Annotated in this window: 19 protein-coding genes and 1 pseudogene; 10 read left to right on the forward strand and 10 right to left on the reverse strand. The window is 68.8% G+C overall.

Annotated elements, in window-relative coordinates:
- From IRZ30_RS07575 to hisIE, 6 genes and pseudogenes are all read left to right on the forward strand, one after another.
- A pseudogene (locus IRZ30_RS07575) lies at positions 1-424 on the forward strand (phosphoribosylanthranilate isomerase); the annotation flags it as partial.
- The gene (gene trpB / locus IRZ30_RS07580; protein WP_294084287.1) at positions 421-1,644 is read left to right on the forward strand and encodes a tryptophan synthase subunit beta; all 1,224 of its coding nucleotides are present in this window, start codon (positions 421-423) and stop codon (positions 1,642-1,644) included. The pseudogene IRZ30_RS07575 and the gene trpB, both read left to right, overlap by 4 nt.
- Positions 1,644-2,447: a tryptophan synthase subunit alpha gene (gene trpA, locus IRZ30_RS07585; protein ID WP_294084288.1), complete on the forward strand. Its 804-nt coding sequence runs from the start codon at positions 1,644-1,646 to the stop codon at positions 2,445-2,447. The genes trpB and trpA overlap by 1 nt, the downstream gene beginning before the upstream one ends.
- An 85-nt stretch (positions 2,448-2,532) precedes the next feature.
- Complete coding sequence (gene aroH, locus IRZ30_RS07590; protein WP_294084289.1) at positions 2,533-2,919, forward strand: chorismate mutase; 387 nt, start codon at positions 2,533-2,535, stop codon at positions 2,917-2,919.
- A gap of 127 nt (positions 2,920-3,046) precedes the next feature.
- Complete coding sequence (aroF, locus tag IRZ30_RS07595) at positions 3,047-4,093, forward strand: 3-deoxy-7-phosphoheptulonate synthase (protein WP_294084290.1); 1,047 nt, start codon at positions 3,047-3,049, stop codon at positions 4,091-4,093.
- Between the two features lie 76 nt (positions 4,094-4,169).
- Positions 4,170-4,838: a bifunctional phosphoribosyl-AMP cyclohydrolase/phosphoribosyl-ATP diphosphatase HisIE gene (gene hisIE / locus IRZ30_RS07600; RefSeq protein ID WP_294084291.1), complete on the forward strand. Its 669-nt coding sequence runs from the start codon at positions 4,170-4,172 to the stop codon at positions 4,836-4,838.
- Here hisIE and rimM read toward each other — a convergent pair.
- Genes rimM through rpsP form a run of 3 tightly spaced genes read right to left on the reverse strand, consistent with a single transcriptional unit; the run spans position 4,820 to position 5,978 of the window.
- On the reverse strand, positions 4,820-5,356 hold the full coding sequence (rimM, locus tag IRZ30_RS07605; RefSeq protein ID WP_294084292.1) for a ribosome maturation factor RimM: 537 nt from the start codon (positions 5,354-5,356) through the stop codon (positions 4,820-4,822). The genes hisIE and rimM overlap by 19 nt on opposite strands.
- Positions 5,349-5,612 (reverse strand): KH domain-containing protein, encoded by a 264-nt coding sequence (locus IRZ30_RS07610; RefSeq protein ID WP_294084293.1) that lies wholly within the window; start codon positions 5,610-5,612, stop codon positions 5,349-5,351. The genes rimM and IRZ30_RS07610 overlap by 8 nt, the downstream gene beginning before the upstream one ends.
- 42 nt (positions 5,613-5,654) lie before the next feature.
- Complete coding sequence (gene rpsP, locus IRZ30_RS07615; protein WP_294084294.1) at positions 5,655-5,978, reverse strand: 30S ribosomal protein S16; 324 nt, start codon at positions 5,976-5,978, stop codon at positions 5,655-5,657.
- A 547-nt stretch (positions 5,979-6,525) separates the two neighbouring features.
- Here rpsP and IRZ30_RS07620 point away from each other — a divergent pair.
- A complete protein-coding gene (locus IRZ30_RS07620; protein ID WP_294084295.1) occupies positions 6,526-7,596 on the forward strand; it encodes a L,D-transpeptidase in 1,071 nt (356 codons plus the stop codon).
- Positions 7,597-7,754: 158 nt separating this feature from the next.
- Here IRZ30_RS07620 and rsmG read toward each other — a convergent pair whose 3' ends face one another.
- Together rsmG and dxs are read right to left on the reverse strand one after the other, a co-directional pair.
- On the reverse strand, positions 7,755-8,486 hold the full coding sequence (gene rsmG / locus IRZ30_RS07625; RefSeq protein ID WP_294084296.1) for a 16S rRNA (guanine(527)-N(7))-methyltransferase RsmG: 732 nt from the start codon (positions 8,484-8,486) through the stop codon (positions 7,755-7,757).
- 285 nt (positions 8,487-8,771) lie between these two features.
- The gene (gene dxs / locus IRZ30_RS07630) at positions 8,772-10,661 is read right to left on the reverse strand and encodes a 1-deoxy-D-xylulose-5-phosphate synthase (protein ID WP_294084297.1); all 1,890 of its coding nucleotides are present in this window, start codon (positions 10,659-10,661) and stop codon (positions 8,772-8,774) included.
- A 473-nt stretch (positions 10,662-11,134) separates the two neighbouring features.
- Here dxs and IRZ30_RS07635 point away from each other — a divergent pair, with 473 nt between their 5' ends.
- Entirely contained in the window at positions 11,135-11,542 is a 408-nt protein-coding gene (locus IRZ30_RS07635; RefSeq protein ID WP_294084298.1) for a response regulator, read from the forward strand.
- A gap of 48 nt (positions 11,543-11,590) precedes the next feature.
- On the opposite strand, the gene IRZ30_RS07640 is transcribed toward IRZ30_RS07635, so the two are convergent.
- Complete coding sequence (locus tag IRZ30_RS07640; RefSeq protein WP_294084299.1) at positions 11,591-13,498, reverse strand: glycosyltransferase family 39 protein; 1,908 nt, start codon at positions 13,496-13,498, stop codon at positions 11,591-11,593.
- Between the two features lie 49 nt (positions 13,499-13,547).
- Entirely contained in the window at positions 13,548-15,899 is a 2,352-nt protein-coding gene (locus tag IRZ30_RS07645; RefSeq protein ID WP_294084300.1) for a flippase activity-associated protein Agl23, read from the reverse strand.
- A 232-nt stretch (positions 15,900-16,131) separates the two neighbouring features.
- On the opposite strand from IRZ30_RS07645, the gene IRZ30_RS07650 reads away from it, so the two are divergent.
- The gene (locus tag IRZ30_RS07650) at positions 16,132-17,025 is read left to right on the forward strand and encodes a pyruvate, water dikinase regulatory protein (RefSeq protein ID WP_294084301.1); all 894 of its coding nucleotides are present in this window, start codon (positions 16,132-16,134) and stop codon (positions 17,023-17,025) included.
- 34 nt (positions 17,026-17,059) lie between these two features.
- Positions 17,060-18,289 (forward strand): L-2-hydroxyglutarate oxidase, encoded by a 1,230-nt coding sequence (gene lhgO, locus IRZ30_RS07655; protein WP_366945326.1) that lies wholly within the window; start codon positions 17,060-17,062, stop codon positions 18,287-18,289.
- Positions 18,290-18,389: 100 nt separating this feature from the next.
- On the opposite strand, the gene IRZ30_RS07660 is transcribed toward lhgO, so the two are convergent.
- The 3 genes from IRZ30_RS07660 to IRZ30_RS07670 all read right to left on the reverse strand — a co-directional run.
- Positions 18,390-18,734, reverse strand: a complete 345-nt coding sequence (locus IRZ30_RS07660) for a hypothetical protein (protein WP_294084303.1) — start codon at positions 18,732-18,734, stop codon at positions 18,390-18,392.
- 111 nt (positions 18,735-18,845) lie between these two features.
- On the reverse strand, positions 18,846-19,634 hold the full coding sequence (locus IRZ30_RS07665; RefSeq protein ID WP_294084304.1) for a slipin family protein: 789 nt from the start codon (positions 19,632-19,634) through the stop codon (positions 18,846-18,848).
- 70 nt (positions 19,635-19,704) lie between these two features.
- Positions 19,705-20,505 (reverse strand): NfeD family protein (locus IRZ30_RS07670; RefSeq protein ID WP_294084305.1); only part of this gene is annotated, 801 nt, incomplete at its 5' end.

Here is a 20,505-nt window from a genome sequence, read left to right on the forward strand (position 1 = left end):
CCTCCCCGCGCCCGTGCCGCCGGTCGCGTTGAGCGTCGGGGGGGGGGTTCCCGGCGCCCCGGGCGGGACCGGGCACGTGGCCGACTGGAGCCTGGCGGCGGCGCTCGCCGCCGAGTACCCGGTGATCCTCGCCGGCGGCCTGCGGCCGGAGAACGTGGCCGACGCCATCCGCGCCGTTCGGCCGCTGGGCGTCGATGTGTCGAGCGGCGTCGAGGTGCCCGGCGCCGTGGGCGTCAAGGACCCCGCGCGCATCCACGCCTTCGCTGCCGCAGCCCGCGCGGCGTTTGAAGCAGCAGAACCGCGGGCCTCTACGCCCGACCCCGTCGTCGCCACCAGGGCGGACCAGGTCCGGGTGAGCACTGTCGCGCTCCTGAAGGAGACACGGAAGATCGACCGCAGCATGGGAATCGAGGAGCGAACATGACGAGCACGACCACCGGGCGGCTACCGGCCGCCGCGCTTCCGGACGAGCGGGGCCGCTTCGGCCAGTTCGGCGGCACCTACGCGCCGGTCACGCTGCTGCCTGCCATCGAGGAACTGCGCGCGGCGTACGACGCGGCGCGGCGTGACCCGGAATTCCAGGCGGAGCTGGAGCACCTGCTGGCGACCTACGTCGGCCGGCCGACGGCGCTCTACTACGCCGAGTCGCTGAGCCGGGAGATCGGCGGGGCGCAGATCTACCTCAAGCGAGAGGATCTGGCGCACACCGGCGCCCACAAGATCAACAACGCGCTCGGCCAGGGCCTGCTGGCCAAGCGCATGGGCAAGCCGCGCGTCATCGCCGAGACCGGCGCCGGGCAGCACGGTGTAGCGACCGCCACCGTCTGCGCCATGCTCGGGCTGGAATGCGTCGTCTACATGGGTGAGGTGGACATCGCGCGGCAGTCGCTCAACGTCTTCCGCATGAAGCTCCTCGGCGCCGAGGTGCGGCCGGTCGGGACCGGCAGCCGCACGCTCAAGGACGCCATGAACGAGGCGATCCGGGACTGGGTCACCAACGTCGAGACCACCTACTACCTCATCGGCTCGGTGGCCGGAATGCACCCGTACCCGATGATGGTGCGGGACTTCCAGTCCGTGATCGGCCGCGAGACCCGGCGGCAGATCATCGAGCAGGCGGGCCGGCTGCCGGATGCGGTCGTGGCCTGCGTCGGCGGCGGTTCGAACGCAATGGGGATCTTCCACCCCTTCATCGACGACCCGGATGTCGAGCTTCACGGCGCTGAGGCGGCCGGGCTGGGGATTGAGACCGGCAAGCACGCCGCCACCCTGAGCGCCGGGCGGGTCGGAGTGCTCCACGGCTCGCGCTCCTACGTCCTGCAGGACGACGACGGGCAGATCATCGAGGCCCACAGCATCGCCGCCGGGCTTGACTACCCCGGTGTCGGTCCGGAGCACAGCTACCTCAAGGACACCGGGCGGGCCACGTACCACCCGGTGACCGACGCCGAGGCGCTGGAGGGCTTCAAGCTGCTCTGCCGCACCGAGGGGATCATCCCGGCGCTGGAGTCGGCGCACGCCGTGGCGCTCGGGGCGCGGCTGGCAGCGGATCGCTCGCCGGACGACATCATCGTGATCAACCTGTCGGGTCGGGGCGACAAGGACATGCACACCGTCGCCGAGGCACTGGGAGTGGCGCTGTGATGGAGACGAAGACAGGGAGCCGGATCGCGGCGACGTTCGCGCGGCTGCGTGAGGCGGGGGAAACCGGTGTCTGCCCGTATGTGACGGTCGGCTTCCCGGAGCTGGACACCGTCGGGCGGGTCGGGCCGGCGCTGGTGGCCGGGGGCGCGGCCATGATCGAGCTGGGCATCCCCTTCTCCGACCCCCTGGCCGACGGCGCGACGGTCCAGCATTCGAGCCACGTGGCGCTGACCAACGGGGTCACGGTGGCGACGTGCCTTGATGCCGCTCGTGATCTACGTCACAAGGGCGTTGACGTACCCTTGATCTTCATGGGATACTTCAACCCCCTGCTCAGCTACGGCCTCGAGCGGTTTGCCGCGGCATGTGCTGAAGTAGGGGCTGATGGGGTCATCGTGCCGGACCTGCCTCCGGACGAGAGCGGGGACCTGCGGGAGGCACTGCAGCGGCACGGGCTGGATCTCATCTTTATGCTCGCTCCGACGAGCACCGATGCACAGATCGCGGCGGTCGCCCGGCAGGCCAGCGGCTTCATCTATTGCGTCTCGCTCACCGGGGTCACCGGAGCGCGTGATCGCTTGTCGCAGCAACTGCCGGGGTTCATCGCGCGCGTACGCCGGCATACCGACCTCCCGCTCGTCGTCGGCTTCGGCATCTCGACGCCGGAGCACGTGAAGGAGGCCGGGAAGCTGGCCGAGGCGGTGGCCGTCGGGAGCGCAGTGGTCAAGCGGCTGGGCGAGACGCCACGTGAGCGCCAGCCCGACGAAATGGAGGCGTTCATCCGATACCTCCGCGGCGCCTGAGCCGTCCCCGGTGCCTCCGGGGCCGCGCAGGGCCGGAGGCATCGGATGGGCGCGTCGCTTTGGCGACGTGGGAGGAAGCGCGGGCATGCTGAGATGCCGGGGTATCCGCGGAGCGACCACGGCCGAACGCAACACGGCCGAGGACATCCTGGAGGCGACGCGGGAGTTGCTGGCGACGATGATCGAGGCCAACGACATTGCCGCAGAGGATGTCGCAAGCATCATCTTTACGACGACGCCGGATCTCAACGCGACCTTCCCGGCGATTGCCGCGCGCGACTACGGCTGGGACACGGTGCCGTTGCTGTGCACTCACGAGATGGACGTGCCGGGCGCGCTCGACCACGTCGTCCGTATCCTGATGCACGTCAACACCGAGAAGTCCCCCAGCGAGATCCGGCACGTGTACCTGCGGCGCGCGCGGGAACTGCGGCCAGAGTGGGCCTACGAACCGAACGGCCGGACGGCGTAACCGCACCGGCTCTTGCCGCACCGTCGCGGCGCACAGGATGCTCCGGCACGGCGCCGGGTAGGGCGCGGCGCAGGTCGCCCGCGTCTGTACCATCAGACGACAACCAGGGAGAGCAGGGAGCGGGCTCATGATCGTCGTGATGAAGACCACCGCCACCGAGCGGGACCTCCAGGAGGTGATCGCGCGCATCGAGCAATTCGGCTTTGCTACGCGCAGCATCGTCGGGTCCGAGCGCGCGACGGTGAGCGTGCTCGGCGCGCCGCTGCCCGAATCGCTGAAAGAGGCGCTGGAGCTGATGCCGGGCGTGGAAGAGGTCGTCCGGATCACCAAGCGCTACAAGCTCGCCAGCCGCGAGTTCCACCCGGACGACACCGTGATCCACGTCGGTGACGTGGCGGTGGGCGGCAACGAGGTCGTCGTAATCGCCGGCCCCTGCTCGGTTGAGAGTGAGGCGCAGATCATCCAGACGGCGCACGCGGTCAAGGCAGCGGGCGCGAGTATGCTGCGCGGCGGGGCCTTCAAGCCGCGCACCTCGCCGTACGATTTCCGCGGCCTGGGCGAAGAGGGCCTGCGGCTCCTGGCGAAGGCCCGGGCGGAGACCGGCCTGCCGATCGTGACCGAGGTCCTCAGCGTGACCGATCTCGACGTGGTGGCCGAGTACGCCGACGTCTTGCAGATCGGCGCCCGGAACACGCAGAACTTCCTGCTGCTGGAGGCGGTCGGCAAGACGCAGAAGCCGGTACTGCTCAAGCGCGGCATGTCCACCCAAATCGAGGAGTGGCTGCTCGCGGCGGAGTACATCATGGCGCAGGGCAATGAGCAGGTCATGCTCTGCGAGCGCGGCATCCGCACCTTCGAGACGATCACCCGCAATACGCTCGACCTATCGGCTGTACCGGTCGTCAAGCGCCTCAGCCACCTGCCGATCATCGTGGACCCGAGCCACGGGACCGGGAAGTGGTACCTCGTCCCGTCGATGATGCTGGCGGCGGTCGCCAGCGGCGCCGACGGGCTCATCGTCGAGGTGCATCCCAACCCCGACCACGCCCTCTCCGACGGCAGCCAGTCGCTGACCTTCGAGAACTTCAGCGCGGCGATGCCGAAACTGGCACGCGTCGCGGAAGCCGTCGGCCGGACCGTGCGAACGCCGCAGATGGAGATGGCGGCGGACTAGCGACGTGACCCCTCACCCCCGACCCCCTCTCCCACACGGGGAGAGGGGAGTTCCGGGAACACAGCGAGAGGATCCCATGGACACACCTACCTCCCCCGTTGATGCCGTACGCTTCGACGAGCGTGGGCTGGTGCCGGCGTTGGTGCAGGACGCGGCCAGCGGCCAGGTCCGGATGCTCGGCTACATGAACCGCGAGGCGCTGGAGCGGACCATCGCCACGCGACGGCTGCATTTCTGGAGCCGCAGCCGGGGCCGGCTCTGGATGAAGGGGGAGACGTCGGGCCATGTCCACGAGGTCGTGGAGATCCGGCCCGACTGCGACGGCGACGCCCTGCTGGTCCGGGTGGTTCCCGCAGGTCCCACCTGTCACCTGGGGACCGACACGTGTTTCGCCCAGCCGCCGCTGATGGTGGGCGACGCGACCGTTCCCCCGACGAGTGGGGTGGTGGACGAGGTGGCCCGCGTGGTCGCCGAGCGGCGTACTCACCCGATCGAGGGCTCCTACACGACCTACCTGCTGACGACTGGGATCGACAAGATCGGGAAGAAGATCGGTGAGGAGGCGGCCGAAGTCATCATCGCCGCCAAGAATGCCGATCCGGAGAACCTCGCCAACGAAGCCGCCGACCTGATCTACCACCTGCTCGTGCTGCTGGAGGCCAGTGAGGTGCCCACCGAGCGCGTGTGGGAGGTGCTGCGCACGCGGCGGGGTCGTCCGGCGCCGGATCAGTCCTCGTCGGCGTAGCGGAGGGGGCGGACCGTCATCCGGCCGGTGCGGAGGTCGATGTCGAGCACGACGTCCCGGAGCGCGGGGAGGAGCGTCTCCTTGCCGGCCTCATCGCGCACGACGTAGACGTCATTCGCGCCGGTCTCGAGGATATCGGTCAGCGTGCCGAGCGGGTTCCCCGCCTCGTCCACCACCGTCAGGCCGATCAGTTGGAAGTGGTAATACTCGTCCTCGCCGAGCGGCGCGGCCTGGTCCGGGCCGATGCGCACGACCGTGCCGCGCAGATCCTCGGCCTCATCGCGCGTCTCGACCCCCTCGATGCGGAGGATGGCCACCCCTTTGTGGAGCCGCGCCGCGAGAAGGCGGCGCGGCTGCGTTTCGTCATTGAGATACACCTCGGTGAGGTCCGGGATGCGCTCCGGGAAGTGCGTCCAGATGTTCATCCGGACTTCACCGCTGATTCCTTGCGGTGCGACGATCACGCCGATAGCGAGGCGGACGTGATCGAGCGGGGTTTGCCAGTTGGGCTCACTCATGAATGTCCAGGCTGGCACGGAGTCCGTTGCGGGCCGCCGCGATCGTTAGGAGGGTGCGCATCGCGCGCGCGATGCGGCCCTGGCGGCCGATCACCTTGCCCATCTCGTCGGCGGGGACACGCAGGTCGATGATGACGTTCGGACCGCGCCGCCGGGACTGGACGCGGACTGACGCGGGGTCATCGACCAGACCCCGGGCGATGTACTCGACCAGCGCCTGCAGTTCGCCCATCCCGTCTCTGTTTCGCCCCGGCACGGCGACCTCCCTGGTTTGCTGGTGTCTCGACCGACGCGCGGCCTACTCCTCGGTCGCGCTCTCTTCGGTCGTGCTCGTCTCGGCCGAGCTCTCCGCGGCCGGCGCGGGAGCGCCGTTGACCCTGCCGGGGAGGACGCCGGTGCGGACGAGCAGGGTGCGGACCGTCTCGGTCGGCTGGGCGCCGTGGTCGAGCCAGTACTTCGCGCGCTCCGCATTGACCTTCACGGTTGCGGGGTTCGTCTTCGGATTATAGTAGCCGACCACCTCGATGAAGCGGCCGTCGCGGGGAGACCGCGCCTCTGCGGCCACAATCCGGTAATGTGGCTGTTTCTTCGCTCCCATGCGCCGCAGCCGCAGCTTGATCACGCTTCGCTGCTCCCTTTCCTGGTCTTCGTATTCGTCCGCGGTGTCCGGCGTGCCGATGGACTAGCACGATCCACAAGGCACACATGATCAGCCCGGGGCACCCCCGGGGACTCCAGGATATTAGCACGCAGCCGGGAGCGCGTCAACGCGTCGCGGGGCTCACGCACGCCGCGATACGGCGAAATGTCACCGTCGCTCGATCACTGTCATCCTCCGCTCCGCTGCCCGGCCCACTCGCCCCGGGCGGTGGCTCCGTCCGAGCCGAGGATCTCGGGGTGGGATTGCCGTTGCCGCGCGAGATGATTAGCATTGCACTAGATGGCAGGGTTGGTGAAAGCGTCTACTGGCGCGTATGCCAGGTGATCCCCCAGCGTGCATGACTCGTTCAGTGGATCCGACCCTGAGGTCATCGGGCTCGTTCGGGCTAGCGCAGAAATACTATGTATCACCCCAACGCTTCGTGCGTTATACCCTATGAGGGATAGGGCCGGTCGTTCACGACCCGCGGCGGCGCGGGTCGCGGCACCCATGGGAGGGAGTAAGCTCGATGCGCCGTCTGGTTTCCTTGGCCACCGCGCTGGTGCTCGCGCTGGTCTTGCTGCCGGTGGGCAGCACCCCTGCGAGCGCCGCCACGCCGCCGCTGCAGCAACTGGAGCGGGTCGTCTACTTCCCCCCGACCGGCCATCATGCGCAGACCGAGTTTCTCCACTTCTGGTGGAGCCACGGCGGGGTAGACATCTTCGGGTTCCCGATCACCGAGGAGATCGGAGAGGACGGACTGCGCGTGCAGTACTTCGAGCGCGCGCGGTTCGAGTGGCACCCCGAGAACCCGGAGAACTTCCGGGTGCAGCTCGGGCTGGTTGGACGCCAGGTGACCGCCGGGCGCGACCACCCGGCGTTCACGCCGATCCGGCTGGACCAGCCCTATCCGAACAACGACGCGCATTGGTACTTCCCCCAGACCGGCCACTTCCTCAGCTTCGGCTTCAAGAACTTCTGGCTGGCGAATGGCGGGCTGGACATCTTCGGCTACCCGATCAGCGAGGAGTTCACCGAGAACGGCCACACGGTCCAGTACTTCGAGCGCGCGCGGTTCGAGTGGCACCCGGAACACCGCGGCACGCGCTATGAGGTTCAGCTCGGCCTGCTCGGCCGCCAGGTTGCGGACGCCCGGGGCGTGAACACGGCGGGCATCGGGCAGCGGCCGGGCTCCGCGGTCTTCCCGCACATCACCCGGCTGCCGGACAAGTGGATCGAGGTCAACCTCAGCGTGCCCCAGCGGCTGACGGCCTGGGAGGGGAACACACCCGTCTTCTCGTCGCCCATGTCGGGCGGCCTGCCGCAGTACCCAACCCCGGTCGGGACGTTCACCGTGCAGTGGAAGCTACGCTACGACGACATGACGGGCGGGCTCGCGGGGACTCCTGAGTACTACTACCTGCCGGATGTGCCATACGTGATGTACTTCTACACCGGCGGCTACGCCATCCACGGCACCTACTGGCACTCGGACTTCGGTTACCCACGCAGCCGCGGCTGCGTCAACCTGCCAATCGACGCTGCCGGCTGGCTCTATAACTGGGCGCCGCCCGGCACGCCGATCTGGATCCACTACTAGACCCAAGACCATTCCCACTCGGGGCGGGGACATGTCCCCGCCCCGAGTCGTAAGGGGCGCGGCCCTCACCCCGGCCCCTCTCCCAACCTTGGGAGTGGGGAGCTATGCGCGTTGGCCGTGCAAGTCCGCCTGTGCTGGTGAGAACGAGCGTGGTGCCCCTACAGCGGGCGCTTGGCGGGCAGGCCGGCGCGGCGGGGGTACTTCGACGGCACGGGCTTGATCTGCTCCACCACGACGATTTTCGTGCCAGCGAGTTCCGGCACGGGCGCGGGGTCGACCGCGAGCAGGCGTGCGTTCAGGGTCGCCAGCGCGTTGGCGGCCTCGGCTGTCTCCTCCTCCGCGTCGCGCCCCTTGGGGAACAGCCCCCAGCCGCCTGGGCGCAGCAGCGGCAGGCAGTACTCCAGCAGGGTCGGCATTCGGGCCACTGCCCGCGCCGTGACCAGGTCGAAGCGACCCCGGTAGTCTGGCAGGTGCGCCAGATCCTCGGCGCGGCCGTGCACGGCGCGGGCGCCGGGCAGGTCAAGCGCCGCGATGGCGGCGTCGAGGAAGGCGACCTTCTTCCCCGTGGCCTCGATCAGCGTCAGATCGAAGTCGGGCATGGCGATCTTGAGCGGGATCCCGGGGAACCCGCCCCCGGTGCCGACATCTGCCAGGCGTGGCGGGGTGCCCGGGTGCGCTTCGCGGAAGCGGCGCAGGTAGGGGACGAGGAGCAGCGAGTCGGCGAAGAGGCGGATCTCGACCTCGGTCGGCTCCGTGACCCGCGTCAGGTTGACGCGTTGGTTCCAGTCGAGCAGCAAGTCCCGGTAACGGGCGAAACGGTCGAACGCCGTGGCGTCGAGCGCCACGCCCAGTGCCTCGGCCAGTCTGGTGAGAGTCGGGAGTGCGGTCATGTGCGTTTTCCCGTGAGCGATCCGCCGCCCCAGTTCCGCCGCGGGCTGGTGGGATGGTACCGAACCCGGTCAGGGCGCGGTGCTAGAGCCGCCGCGCTGACAAGGCGAAGCCGGCTTTAGCCGGCTGGGGGTTCCGCTTGCGCATGGCCTTCGACGACGGAGTCCGGATTGTCCACTGGCTCATCCCCAGCCCGCTCTAGCGGGCTTTCGTAGTCAGCCCGGGGGTCTTACCCCCGGGCACGCGCCGACCGCGTCCATCCTGTGAGGTAGCGCCGCTTCTCAGCCCTACACACTACCGCCTGCGACCGAGACATCGGCCGCGCGGGCGCCGAGGAGCGCCGCGGCGCGGGCGGCGATCGTCTCAGCGTCGAGGCCCGCTTGCTTGCGCAGCAGGCTCTGGGGCGCGTGGTCGAAGATCCGGTCGGGGACGCCGAGCGTTGTCACGGGCAGGCGCAGTCCCTCGCGGGCGAGGAGCTCGAGCACGGCGCTACCGAAGCCACCGGCGAGCATGGCTTCCTCGACGGTGAGCAGGTGGCCCGTGCGCTGCGCGCTGGAGAGGATCAGCTCCTCGTCGAGCGGCTTGACGAAGCGGGCATTGATGACGGTCGCGTGGATGCCCTGCTCGGCCAGGATGTCCGCCGCGCGCTCGGCGGGCAGGACCATGGTGCCGAGCGCGACGATGGTGATGTCGTCGCCCTCGCGCAGCACTTCGCCCCGGCCGATCGGCAGCGGGTGCGGCTCCCCGGTGAGCGGCACGCCGACTCCGGCGCCGCGCGGGTAGCGCAGGGCGATCGGCCCATCCTCGTAGAGGATGGCGGTCTTGAGCATGTGGCGCAGCTCGTCTTCGTCCTTCGGCGCCATCAAGACCATGTTCGGCAGGCAGCGCAGGTAGGCGATGTCGAAGAGGCCGTGATGGGTGCGCCCGTCCTCCCCGGCGAAGCCGGCGCGGTCCATGGCGAGGACTACCGGCAATTTCTGGATGCAGACGTCGTGCACCACCTGGTCGAAGGCCCGCTGGAGGAAGGTCGAGTAGATGGCGGCCACGGGCCGCAGCCCCTGAGTCGCGAGACCGGCGGCGAAGGTGACGGCGTGCTGCTCGGCGATGCCGACGTCGAAGAAGCGCTTCGGGTGCTCCTTGGCGAAGGGCAGCAGCCCGGTGCCGTCCGGCATGGCGGCGGTGATGGCGACGATGCGCTCGTCCTCGCGCGCGAGCGCGGTCAGCGTTTCACCGAAGACGTCCTGGTACTTCGGCGGGCTGGGCGGTGCGCCGGGAATCTTGATCGACGCGGCGTGGTGCTTGAAGGGGTCGTTCTCCGCCGGCTCGTAGCCCTTCCCCTTGACCGTCACCGCGTGGACGAAGACCGGGCCGTCGATCTCCCGCACCTGCTGGAGGGTCTCAATGAGATCGCGCAGGTTGTGGCCGTCGACCGGACCGACGTAGGTGAAGCCCAGCTCCTCCCAGATCATGGTGTGGTAGACGACCTCCTTGAGGCCGTCCTTCATGCGCTTGCCCAGCTCCAGGAGCCAGTCGCCCTGGGGCATGCGGTGGAGCAGGCGCTCGACCTCGACCTTGGCCTGGGTGTACCGCTCGTCGGTCCTGATACGGCTCAGGTACTTCGGCAGTGCCCCGACGTTGGGGGCAATCGACATCTCGTTGTCGTTGAGCACGACGATCAGCGGGACTTGCAGGCTCCCGGCGTTGTTGAGCGCCTCGTAGGCCATGCCCCCGGTGAGTGCGCCATCGCCGATCACGGCAACGGTGTGGAAGCGCTCGCCCTTCATCCGGCCGGCGACCGCCATACCGAGCGCCGCGGAGATCGAGGTGCTGGCGTGCCCGGCGCCGAAGTGGTCGTGCGGGCTCTCCTCCCGCTGCAGGAAACCGCTGAGCCCTCCTGGCTGGCGGATGGTGTGGAACCGATCGCGGCGTCCGGTGATGAGCTTGTGCGGGTATGCCTGGTGACCGACGTCCCACACGATCTTGTCCTGCGGGGAGTTGAAGACGTAGTGCAGGGCGATGGCTAACTCGACCGAACCGAGGTTGGATGCAAAGTGGCCCCCGGTCTTCCCGACGATGACGTCGAGGATCGTCTGGCGGATCTCGGCAGCCAACTGCTCCAGCTCGCGCAGGGAGAGGGCCTTGAGATCCTCAGGGCTGTCGACTCGCTCCAGCAGCATGGGATCGTCCTCCATCGCGTCAGGATCGCCCGCCTCCGGGGCGAACGCTCCGGTGATCCTATCAGGGGCCGAAAGATGGCGTCAAACGCCCGCGGGGCGGGAGGCACGATCTGTGCCGCAAGGGTCCGGCGTACTGCCAATTCTGACAACGTTCGGACCACGCCAATGTTACTGGAACGTTGCGATCTTCGTGGATACGGAGCGTCGACGGGTACGAGACCTCTCATATTGCAGGCGATTGCTCCGTCAGTTGCGCCAGTGACGGGATAGTCATTCCCTGCGAGCGGAGTGAATAGTTCGTGAAGCTTACGCAATCAGCAGCCTTGCGCCGCTGGTGGGCGTACGAACGGCGAGCGAGGTTGGCATGCAACATGCGTAGCCATGAACCGGGTTTGGTGCTTCGATGTGAGAGGCATCAGCGGGGCGAGTTGTAGGCGTGGCACGACGCCGTGCTCGGCGATCTGAGGATATGGATGGCGACCAGGCAACTGACTCAAACGATCCTTGTAGTGGAGGATGATCCCTCAATAGCGGAATTGATTGCCTGGGTGCTCGACGATGCGGGGTTCGTGGTGCATACCGCGCCCAGCGTAGCTGAGGCGCTGCGGCTTTGGGAGCAGGCGGCGCCGGACCTGGTGGTAGTGGACTTCCTGCTGCCGGACGGGTTGGGCTCCGACCTCGTCCGCGCGATCCGACGGAACAAAGACCACGATGTTACCCCCACGGTCGTGATGTCCGCGCACCCGCGGGCTCGTGAGCAGGCGCGCGCGAGCGGCGCGGATGCGTGCCTCCAGAAGCCCTTCGATCTCGATGAGTTTTTCGGTACCGTCGAGCGTCTCCTCGGGCGCGATGGAGCGGCGGGGCGCTCCCTCCACGACTAATTCTGCTCGATGACGATGCCCGCCCTTGGATCCGGCGGGCATCCTCACCTACGGCGTTTTCGTCTCCGTTGTCGGTCCATACACCCGTTCCGCGTGGTCAGCGCGCAAGACCAGCGCGAAGGCCCGGGGCTCGGCGGGAACGCTGACCTGCCGGTCGAGCAGGAATTCCGTGAAGTGGCGGATCTGTGCCGGGTCGGTCAGGCCGGCCAGCAGCGCGCCCCAGTCGGGCTGTGCGAAGCTGGGCGGCGTGGGCACCGTCAGGGCGTAGGGCCGCGGCACGTAGTCGTCCTGTGCTCCCAGCAACGCTGGCACGTGTTCCGGCAGGGCGATCACGACGTCGGGCGGCGTGGTGCCGGTCGCCGGCTCGTCGGCGTTGACCACGCGCAGGTTCGGGAAGTCGCGCAGGTACCAGGCGAAGGGCTGGGCGATCTCCTCGTCGAGCACGATCGTGAAGGCGTGGCCGCCCGTCGGATCCTGCGCGTTTTGGGTGAATGTGGTCAGGTCCGCGCTCAACGTCTCGATGCGGGCGATCCAGCGTCCCACGGCGGGCGTGGTGCTACCGATCAGGAGCGGCTCGCCGGGCCGGTTCACGTTGGTGGCACCGAGCATCACGCCGGTGTGCAGCGTGACCGCGCCGAGGACGAGCAGCACCGCAAGGCCCACGAGTCCCGTGGCCGGCTGGTCGAGCCGGCGTGCCAACCACACCGTTGCCAGCAGGAGCGGCACCAGCACCAGCAGGATCAGGATCGCCAGCGTGAGCAGCCAGGCGAAGCGCGCGGACGTGGCCGGCGTGCTCCCGAGCGTGTTGAACGTGCTGAGCAGCGCCGCGAAGGTGAGGAAAACGGCCACCACGAAGGCCAGACCGCGCCCGGTCCAAACCTCTGTCCAGTCGATCCCCCCGACCAGCGCGCCGAGCCCCACGCCGCCGGCCAGGACGAGCGGGAGTACCGCCAGGCTATAGCCGGCGGCAGCGGCGCCGCCCACGATCGTGGCAACCACCGTCCCGACCACGGCCCAGCCGAGGATCGCCCGCGCCGGGCGGGCGGTGCCGAACGGCAGCCGCTCCGGGTTGACCAGAACCTGCCACCCTGCGACGACGGCCAGCACGAGCAGGAGGAACTCGTCGACCACCAGCACCAGCGGGGTCATCCACCACTGGGTGCCTGCGTTGGCGAGATGCTCGCGCCAGAGGGCGCCAAGGCTTGCGGAGAGGAACTCGGAGAAGCCTCCGGGCCGGGTGAAGAGGGCGGTGGAGAGCGTGATCAGCACCAGCAGCAGGCCGACCGCCAGGCCGGAGAGGTCCCGCGGCCGGGCACGACGGCCGCCCGCCATGGCGATGCCGGCGCCGGCGGTGAGCGGCAGCGCCACCCAGCCGAGCGGACCGGTCAGCAGCAGCAACCCGGCGGCCGCGCCGGTGGCTACGGCCGACAGGGTCGTGGGCTGGCTCAGGTGATGCAGCAGGAGGACCAGGACCAGGAGCGACCCGGCGACGAGCAGGCTCCCGGCACCTGCCTGCCGTGCGGTGAAGACCATGGTCGGCGATAGCGCCAGCAGGACGGCCGCGCCGAGCGCCGCCCCGCGGCCCACCCATCGTCGTAACGGCCAGAGCAAGGCGATCGCCCCGAAGCCTGCCAGCACGGGCACGAGGCGCGCCACCCCGTCGCTCGGCCCGAAGAGGAACATGGCCAGCGCCTCGGCCTCGACCACGAGCGGGTGCGTCCAGGCGTTGTCGGACACTGTCCCGCCGGTCGCGAGCGCCAGCCCATCGGTCGCGATGCGCGCCTCCTCCGCCCCGAGGGGCCAGGTGGTGAGTTGGATGAGGCGCACGAGCGCCGCCAGCAGGGCGGCCGCCACCCAGCCGACTCCCTCCCAGGAGAGGGCGGAGAGGTCCAGGCGCCGGTCGAGGGCGCCGGGCGCGGCGTCGGCCTGATCGAACACCGTGAGGCGGTGCAGCACCGGGCGTCTCTCCTTCTGCGTGGTGCCGGCGCGATCCGGCGCTAGTAGCCTAGTAGCGCAGCCCGTTCAGGTACGGGACCAGATCGTCGCGGACGTAGACACGGAACCAGTAGCTCCCGATCGGCGCCGGCAGCTCGCGGAACGCGACCAGCCGGAAGATCTTCCCCTGCTGCTGAGGCTCGTGGAGCGACCAGACGCTGCGCCAGACGCTCCCGGCGACATCGAGCAGGGTGAAGGGCGGCTGGCGATCATCCTGGTAGTTCTGCCTGCTCTCGTTGTTCAACTCCGGCGCGTAGGCGAAGCGACGATAGGTCTGCTCCTCCGGGAACCACCAGCGCATCGGGTACTGCTGGAAGGTGTAGCCCTCCAGTTGCCGCTCCAACTGTGGCGTGATGTTGTCCTGCGAGACGAGCACGACCGGCGCGGTGGGCTTCTCGGTCAGTTGGGTGCCGAAGTAGCGGCGATTGGGGAAATTACGCAGGTACCAGTTGAACGGCCACTGCGTCCCCGAGTCGTACCAGACCTCCAGGTCCATCCCGCCGGTCATCTCCTGGGACAGCGCCTCCAACTCCTTGGTGACGCGCGGGACGTAGGGCGAGGTCTGCACGTAGATCAGCATGTCGGTCGGGACGTCGCCCTCGCGGTAGGTCATGTGCCAGCCGACGTGCACCTGCCCCATCGTCAGGGCGACGGCCCCGGCCAGCGCCAGGGTGGCGAGCGTCCGCCGCACCCCGAGCCGCACCGCTGCGGCGACCAGGAGCAGGGCGAGCAGCAGCCAGGGGATGTAGACGACCCACCAGTGGTCTGCGGCCCAGGGCCGGAGCGTGCGCTGGAGGCGTGTCCCGAAGCTTGTCGCCTGCTCGACATACGGCCCGGCGCTGGCCCAGGCCATGACCAGGAACCACGCCACGGCAAGTCCGACGACCCCGGCGCCGGCGGCCAGCGTCTCCCGGCGCCGGGCGGGGGTCCAGTCGTGCCACCCCTGGACGAGCCGTTCGGCGGCGTCGCCCAGCAGCGCGGCCGCCAGAAGCGTCAGCGGCAGTGCGATGTGGACCGTCAGCCAGGGCATCTTCTCGCCGGCCCAGGAGAGCACGCCGAGCATCAGCACCGCCCAGTAGATGAGGAACGCCTGGACGTAGTCGCGGTGACCGAGCGGGCTGCCGCTGCGCCAGGCCCGGAGCCAGCGCCAGCCAGCGCAGACGATGGCCACGGGGAAGAACAGGGCGGCGATGAACTCGTACTGGGGGACCAGCAGCAGGTAGTAGAACCAGGGCTGCTCGCCACGCTGCACACCCTGCTGGCCCAGCCAGTAGCCGAGGGCGCCGAACGTGCCGCTCGCCAGCCCCATCATGTTCGAAAAAAGGCTGGAATAGAGGACGACGAAGACGAGCGTGCCCAGCCCGGCGCCGATCAGCAGGCCGCGCCGCTCGGTCAGCAGGGTCCGCAGGGCGGCCGCGGTCGAACCCTCGGGTGCCGAGCCGAGGATGCCCTCGATCCACCCTGCTCCCGCGCGACGGCGGTCAAGCAACCACACCGCGGCGACGAACGCCAGGAGCGCGATGCCGATGCCGGCCACGACGACCGGGTGCCGGAAGAGCGCCACGGTGAAGCGCCAGATTTGATCGCCCGTCGGCTGGTCCCAGGGGATGCCGGGCAGCGGCCCGACGCCCAGCGCCTTGAACGTCATCGCCGCTGCCCCGAAGGCCACCAGTGCTCCGGCGGCAATGAGCAGCAGTCCCGGCGCCGCGCGCAGGGCCACGGCGATGGCCAGGTACGTCACGAAGATGAACAGCACAATGAAGCTGACTTCCTTGGTGGTGAACAGGAAGCCGGTGGCCAGCCCGCCGAGGATCGCCCAGCGAGGCTCACGTCGTTCAACATAACGCACTACGGCGATGGCCAGCGCGAACGTCCCGAGCAGGCAGTAGATGTCGTGCCGGATGAAGCGCGAGTAGAAGAGGATCGACGGCGATACCAGCAGGAGGGCCGAGGCGAACAGCGCACCCCAGCGGCCCAGGAGCCGCGGCCCGCGCAGCAGCCACGGCAGCATGACGACGATGACCCCGGCCGCGGCCGGCATGACCCGCGAGACGTAGTCGCTCGCGCCGAAGAGCAGGTAGAGCAGGGCGTTGGCGTGAAACAGGAACGGCCCATGCATCAACGGGTTGTGCTGGTAGCCGAAGCCCTCGGCGTAGAGCCACGAGTAATAGGTATGAAGCGACTCGTCGTGGTGCAGTGCGCGGGAGCCGAGATCCCAGAAGCGGGTCAGGACGGCGGCCAGGAAGATGAGGCCGTAGAGCGCGGTCTCGAGCGAGATGCTGGTCGGGAGAATGCCCGCAGCGCCCCGCCGCGGCGTTCGCGCGGCGACCTGCGCACCGGTCATGTGCCGCGCGCGATGCATCGCGGCGGCCGATCGCGAGGGAAGATGGTCCGTTTCCAACAGATGGTCCCGTTCGGTCAGGTCGCCTCGTCCCAATCCGTACCGTCGTCCGCGCAGCCGATTCTACACCGCGCTTCCCGCCCCGGCTAACGCGGGAGTTCGGCGCGCCTTGCGGCGGCGTGGGGTGTATGGTATCGGTGGCTCGATCGTCGATGCCCCGCGGGCGCACGCCAAAGGATGGTAGGGCCGGGCCATGGACCGTAACCAGCCGCGACGCTGCACGATCTACGTCGTCTCCGACGGCGGCGGGGCCACGGCCGAAGCCGTGGTCGATGCCGTCACCGTCCAGTTCCCCGGCGTCGATTTCGCCATCGAGCGCCACCCGGGCGTGCGGACCCGCGAGCAAGTGCTGGCGGTGGTGCAGGAGGCGGCCCGCAACAACGGCATCATCGTCCATACCATCGTCATCACCGAGATTCGCCGCCTGCTGCTGCGCGAGTGTCGCCAGCGGGTGATCGATCACGTGGACCTGACCGGACCGCTGCTGGGGCAGATCTCCCAGCACGTCGGCATGCGCCCGTTGTTGCGGCCGGGCGTCTCGCGCGGGCTCAGCGACGAATACTTCCGCCGCATCGACGCGATCCAGTTCACCGTGCAGCACGACGACGGGCAGGGGATCGACAGCCTGCACGAGGCCGACATCGTGCTGGTCGGCGTCTCGCGCTCCTCGAAGACCCCGCTCAGCATCTACCTCTCAATGCGCGGCTGGAAGGTGGCGAACATCCCGATCGTGCTGGGGGTGGAACCGCCTGCCAAGCTCGACCAGATCGACCAGACCCGCATCGTTGCCCTCACCATCGACAAGGACGAGCTGGTCCGCATCCGGCAGCACCGGGTGCGCTCGCTGGGGGCCGACGGGGACGGGGAGTACGCCGACCCGGAGAAGGTCGCCGAGGAGCTGGCCTACTGCCGGCGCATCGTCCGGCGGGGCTATCCCTGGCCCACGGTCGATATCACGGGCAAGTCGATCGAGGAAGCGGCGAAGGAGGTCATCTCGCTGGTGGAGAGCCAGCGCCTGCGTGCCGCGCTCAGCGAACGCCTCGGTGTCGACGACGATCCCTGGATCGACGGGGGCTGGGAAGAATGACGTGGCAAGCGCGCTGGGACGACGAGAGGGCGGGATGGTGGCGGACGAGCGATTCGACATTGCCATTGTGGGTGCCGGGATCGTGGGCCTGGCTACGGCCAGGGAGTTGCTCACGCGACGGCCGGGGCTTCGCGTGGGGATCCTCGACAAAGAGCCGGCCATCGCCCAGCACCAGACCGGCCACAACAGCGGCGTGATCCACGCCGGGGTTTACTACGCCCCCGGCTCGCTCAAGGCCCGTGCCTGCGTGGCGGGCAAGGCGAAGCTGATCCGCTTCTGCGAGGAACACCATATTCCGTACGAGTTGTGCGGCAAAGTCATCGTCGCCACCGAGGAGTCGGAGCTGCCGCGCCTGCACGAGCTTTACAAGCGCGGGCAGGCGAACGGCGTGCCGGGCCTGGAGCTGATCGGCCCGAAGCGGCTGCGGGAGATCGAGCCGCACGTCGAGGGGATCCAGGCGCTCTACTCGCCCACGACCGGCATCGTTGACTTCGGCCGCGTTGCGCACGCGTACGCCGACGAGGTTCAGGCGCGGGGCGGGACCATTCTGACCGGCCATGAGGTCACCGACATCACCCAGCGGGACGGGCTTCGCCAGTTGGTTACCCCGGCCGGGACGATCGAGGCGCGGATCGTGATCACCTGCGCCGGGGTCTACGCCGACCGCGTCGCGCGCCTGACCGGCGCGCCGGAGTCCCCGAAGATCGTCCCCTTCCGCGGCGACTACTACGTCCTGCGCCCGGAACGCGCGGAGATGGTGCGGAGCCTGATCTACCCGGTGCCCGACCCCCGTTTCCCCTTCCTCGGCGTCCACTTCACCCGCCGGATCGACGGCAGCGTCTGGCTCGGGCCGAATGCGGTGCTGGCCTTCTCCCGCGAGGGCTATCGCTTCCGGGACGTCAACCTCCGAGATCTGACCGAAACCCTGGCGTTTCCGGGGTTCCGCAAGCTGGCGCGGCGCTACTGGCGGACCGGGGGCGCCGAGATGTACCGCGACCTGAGCAAGCGCAGCTTCCTCAAGGCGCTGCAACGCTACATGCCCGACCTGCGACCCGACGACCTCCTGCCCGGACCCTCAGGGGTGCGGGCGCAGGCGCTGGCGCCGGACGGGTCGCTCGTTGACGACTTCGTGGTGGACCGGCAGGAGGGCGCGCTCCACGTGCGCAACGCGCCCTCCCCCGCCGCGACCTCGTCGCTCGCCATCGCCGAGTTGATCGCGGATGCCGTCGAGGAAACCACGGGGCTCGGCACGGCGCGGGTGTAAGAGCGCGGGCGTGCCTCGGAGCGGACCTCACGCCACTCCCCTCTCCCAACTTTGGGAGAGGAGCGTGGCGTGATACGCAGGACGCAATAAGGGCTAGGCCCTACGAGCGCGTGCCCGCACCCGGCTCGATCTTGCGCCACCAGGCCGGGACGGCGTACGGGTCGTCTTCGCCGTAAGCGTAGCCGGCCCACTCGACCAGGCCGCTGCGGCGCAGTGCCACTGGGATCACCTGCCCGTGGATCACCATGCGGGCGCGGTGCTCCCCCTCCGGCCAGCGGCGTACCGCGGCCTCGTAGGCCTGGCGCGTCGGCTCGTCCATCTGCATCGCCTCGATGAACTCGACCGTGGTGAACTCGTCCACGGTGATGCGCTGGATCAGGGGCGCGATATAGGGTTCGAGGAACTCGATCAACTCCTCGACCGGATCCTGACCACGCTGGGCCATACGTGTCCTCTCACCTCACGAGCGGGACGCTGTTGCCACCGGTTAGCCGTGCCGCAAGCGGAGCAGCGCCCCGGTGCCCGAGGGGGCGACCGGGGCGCCGTGGCGTGCGCGTTAGTCGCCGGTGCCCTTGCCGACCGCCTTGACCGAGCCGATGTGGTCGAGGAACGGGGCAAGCAAGTCGATCGGGACCGGGAAGAGGATGGTGCTGTTGCGCTCCGAGGAGACTTCGGTCAGCGTCTGGAGGAAGCGAAGCTGGAGGGCGCCGGGCTGTGAAGAGATGACGGCTGCCGCATCGGCGAGCTGCTGGGCGGCAGCGTACTCGCCCTCGGCGTGGATGATCTTCGCCCGCTTCTCCCGCTCGGCCTCAGCCTGGCGGGCCATCGCCCGCTGCATGATGTCGGGCAGCTCGACGTCCTTGACCTCGACGATGCTCACCTTGATGCCCCAGGGCTCGGTCTGCTCGTCGATGATTGTCTGTAGCGTGTGGTTGATCTTCTCCCGCTCAGCCAGCAGTTCGTCCAGCTCGGCCTGACCAAGCACGCTCCGCAGCGTCGTCTGCGCGATCTGCGACGTGGCGCGGATGTAGTCGGCCACGTTGACGATGGCCGCGTTCGGGTCCATCACCCGGAAATAGGCGACGGCGTTCACGCGGATCGTGACGTTGTCGCGGGTGATGACCTCCTGAACCGGGATATCCATCGTTACCGTACGGAGATCGACCTTCACCATCCGCTCGATGAACGGGATGAGCAGAATGATGCCGGGGCCTCGGGCGCCCACGAGCCGCCCGAGGCGGAAGACGACGCCCCGCTCGTACTCCTGCACGACCTTGATGGCCGACGTCAGGACGATGAGGACGAATAAGACGACGACGATGGTCACGACAAACGTTGGGTTCATGCGCTGCTCCTCGTACCTTCTCCTCCAGCGGACAACAACGGCGCGGGGGATTCCCCGCCTGGGATCGTGTCTAAGCGCCCTGCCCGGCGGCGAGGGCTTGCTCCGACTCGGCCGGCATCACCGTGAGCGTGAGGCCGTCGATCGCGATCACACGCACGGTCGTGCCCGGCTCGAGCGGTCCGGCGGGACTTTTCGCGCGCCAGAGCTCGCCTTCGACGAAGACGTAGCCCTCCGGCGCGATGGCCTGCCGCACGGTGCCGACGGCGCCGATCAACCCCTCGCGGCCGGTCGATGCGCGGCGCAGCCGTGCCTTGGCCACGGCCCCGACGATGAACATGAAGAACCCCGCCACCAGGATGGTCACGACGGCCACCACCAGCTTGGAGATCTGCATCGCCGGGACCGTGGTCGAGTTCATCAGCATAATCGAGCCGAGGGCAAAGGCGGCGATGCCGCCGATAGTGAGCACGCCATGGCTCGTCACGTAGACATCGGCGACAAAGAGCAGGAACCCGAAGCCCATGAGGAGCACGCCCGCCCAGTTGACGTCCAGGCTGCCGAGTGAGAAGAGCGCCAGCAGGACGAAGATGCCGCCAAGCACGCCCGGCAGGATCGACCCGGGGTTGGCCAGCTCCAGGAAGATGCCGAGCATCCCCAGGCTCAGCAGGATGTAGGCAATGCTCGGGTCACTGATCAACTGGAAGAACTGCTCGCCGAGCCCCATGCCGTCCGTGTGGATCTCGGCGCCGCGGGTCTGCAGCGTCACTGGGCCCGCGGCGGTCTCCACCGTGCGGCCGTCCACCTGATCGAGCAGCGTCGGCAGGTCGGGCGCGATGAGGTCGATCACGTTCAACTCGAGCGCCTGCTGGGC

It is taken from the genome of Sphaerobacter sp., assembly GCF_019683595.1.
In the GTDB taxonomy this organism is placed as follows: domain Bacteria; phylum Chloroflexota; class Chloroflexia; order Thermomicrobiales; family Thermomicrobiaceae; genus Sphaerobacter.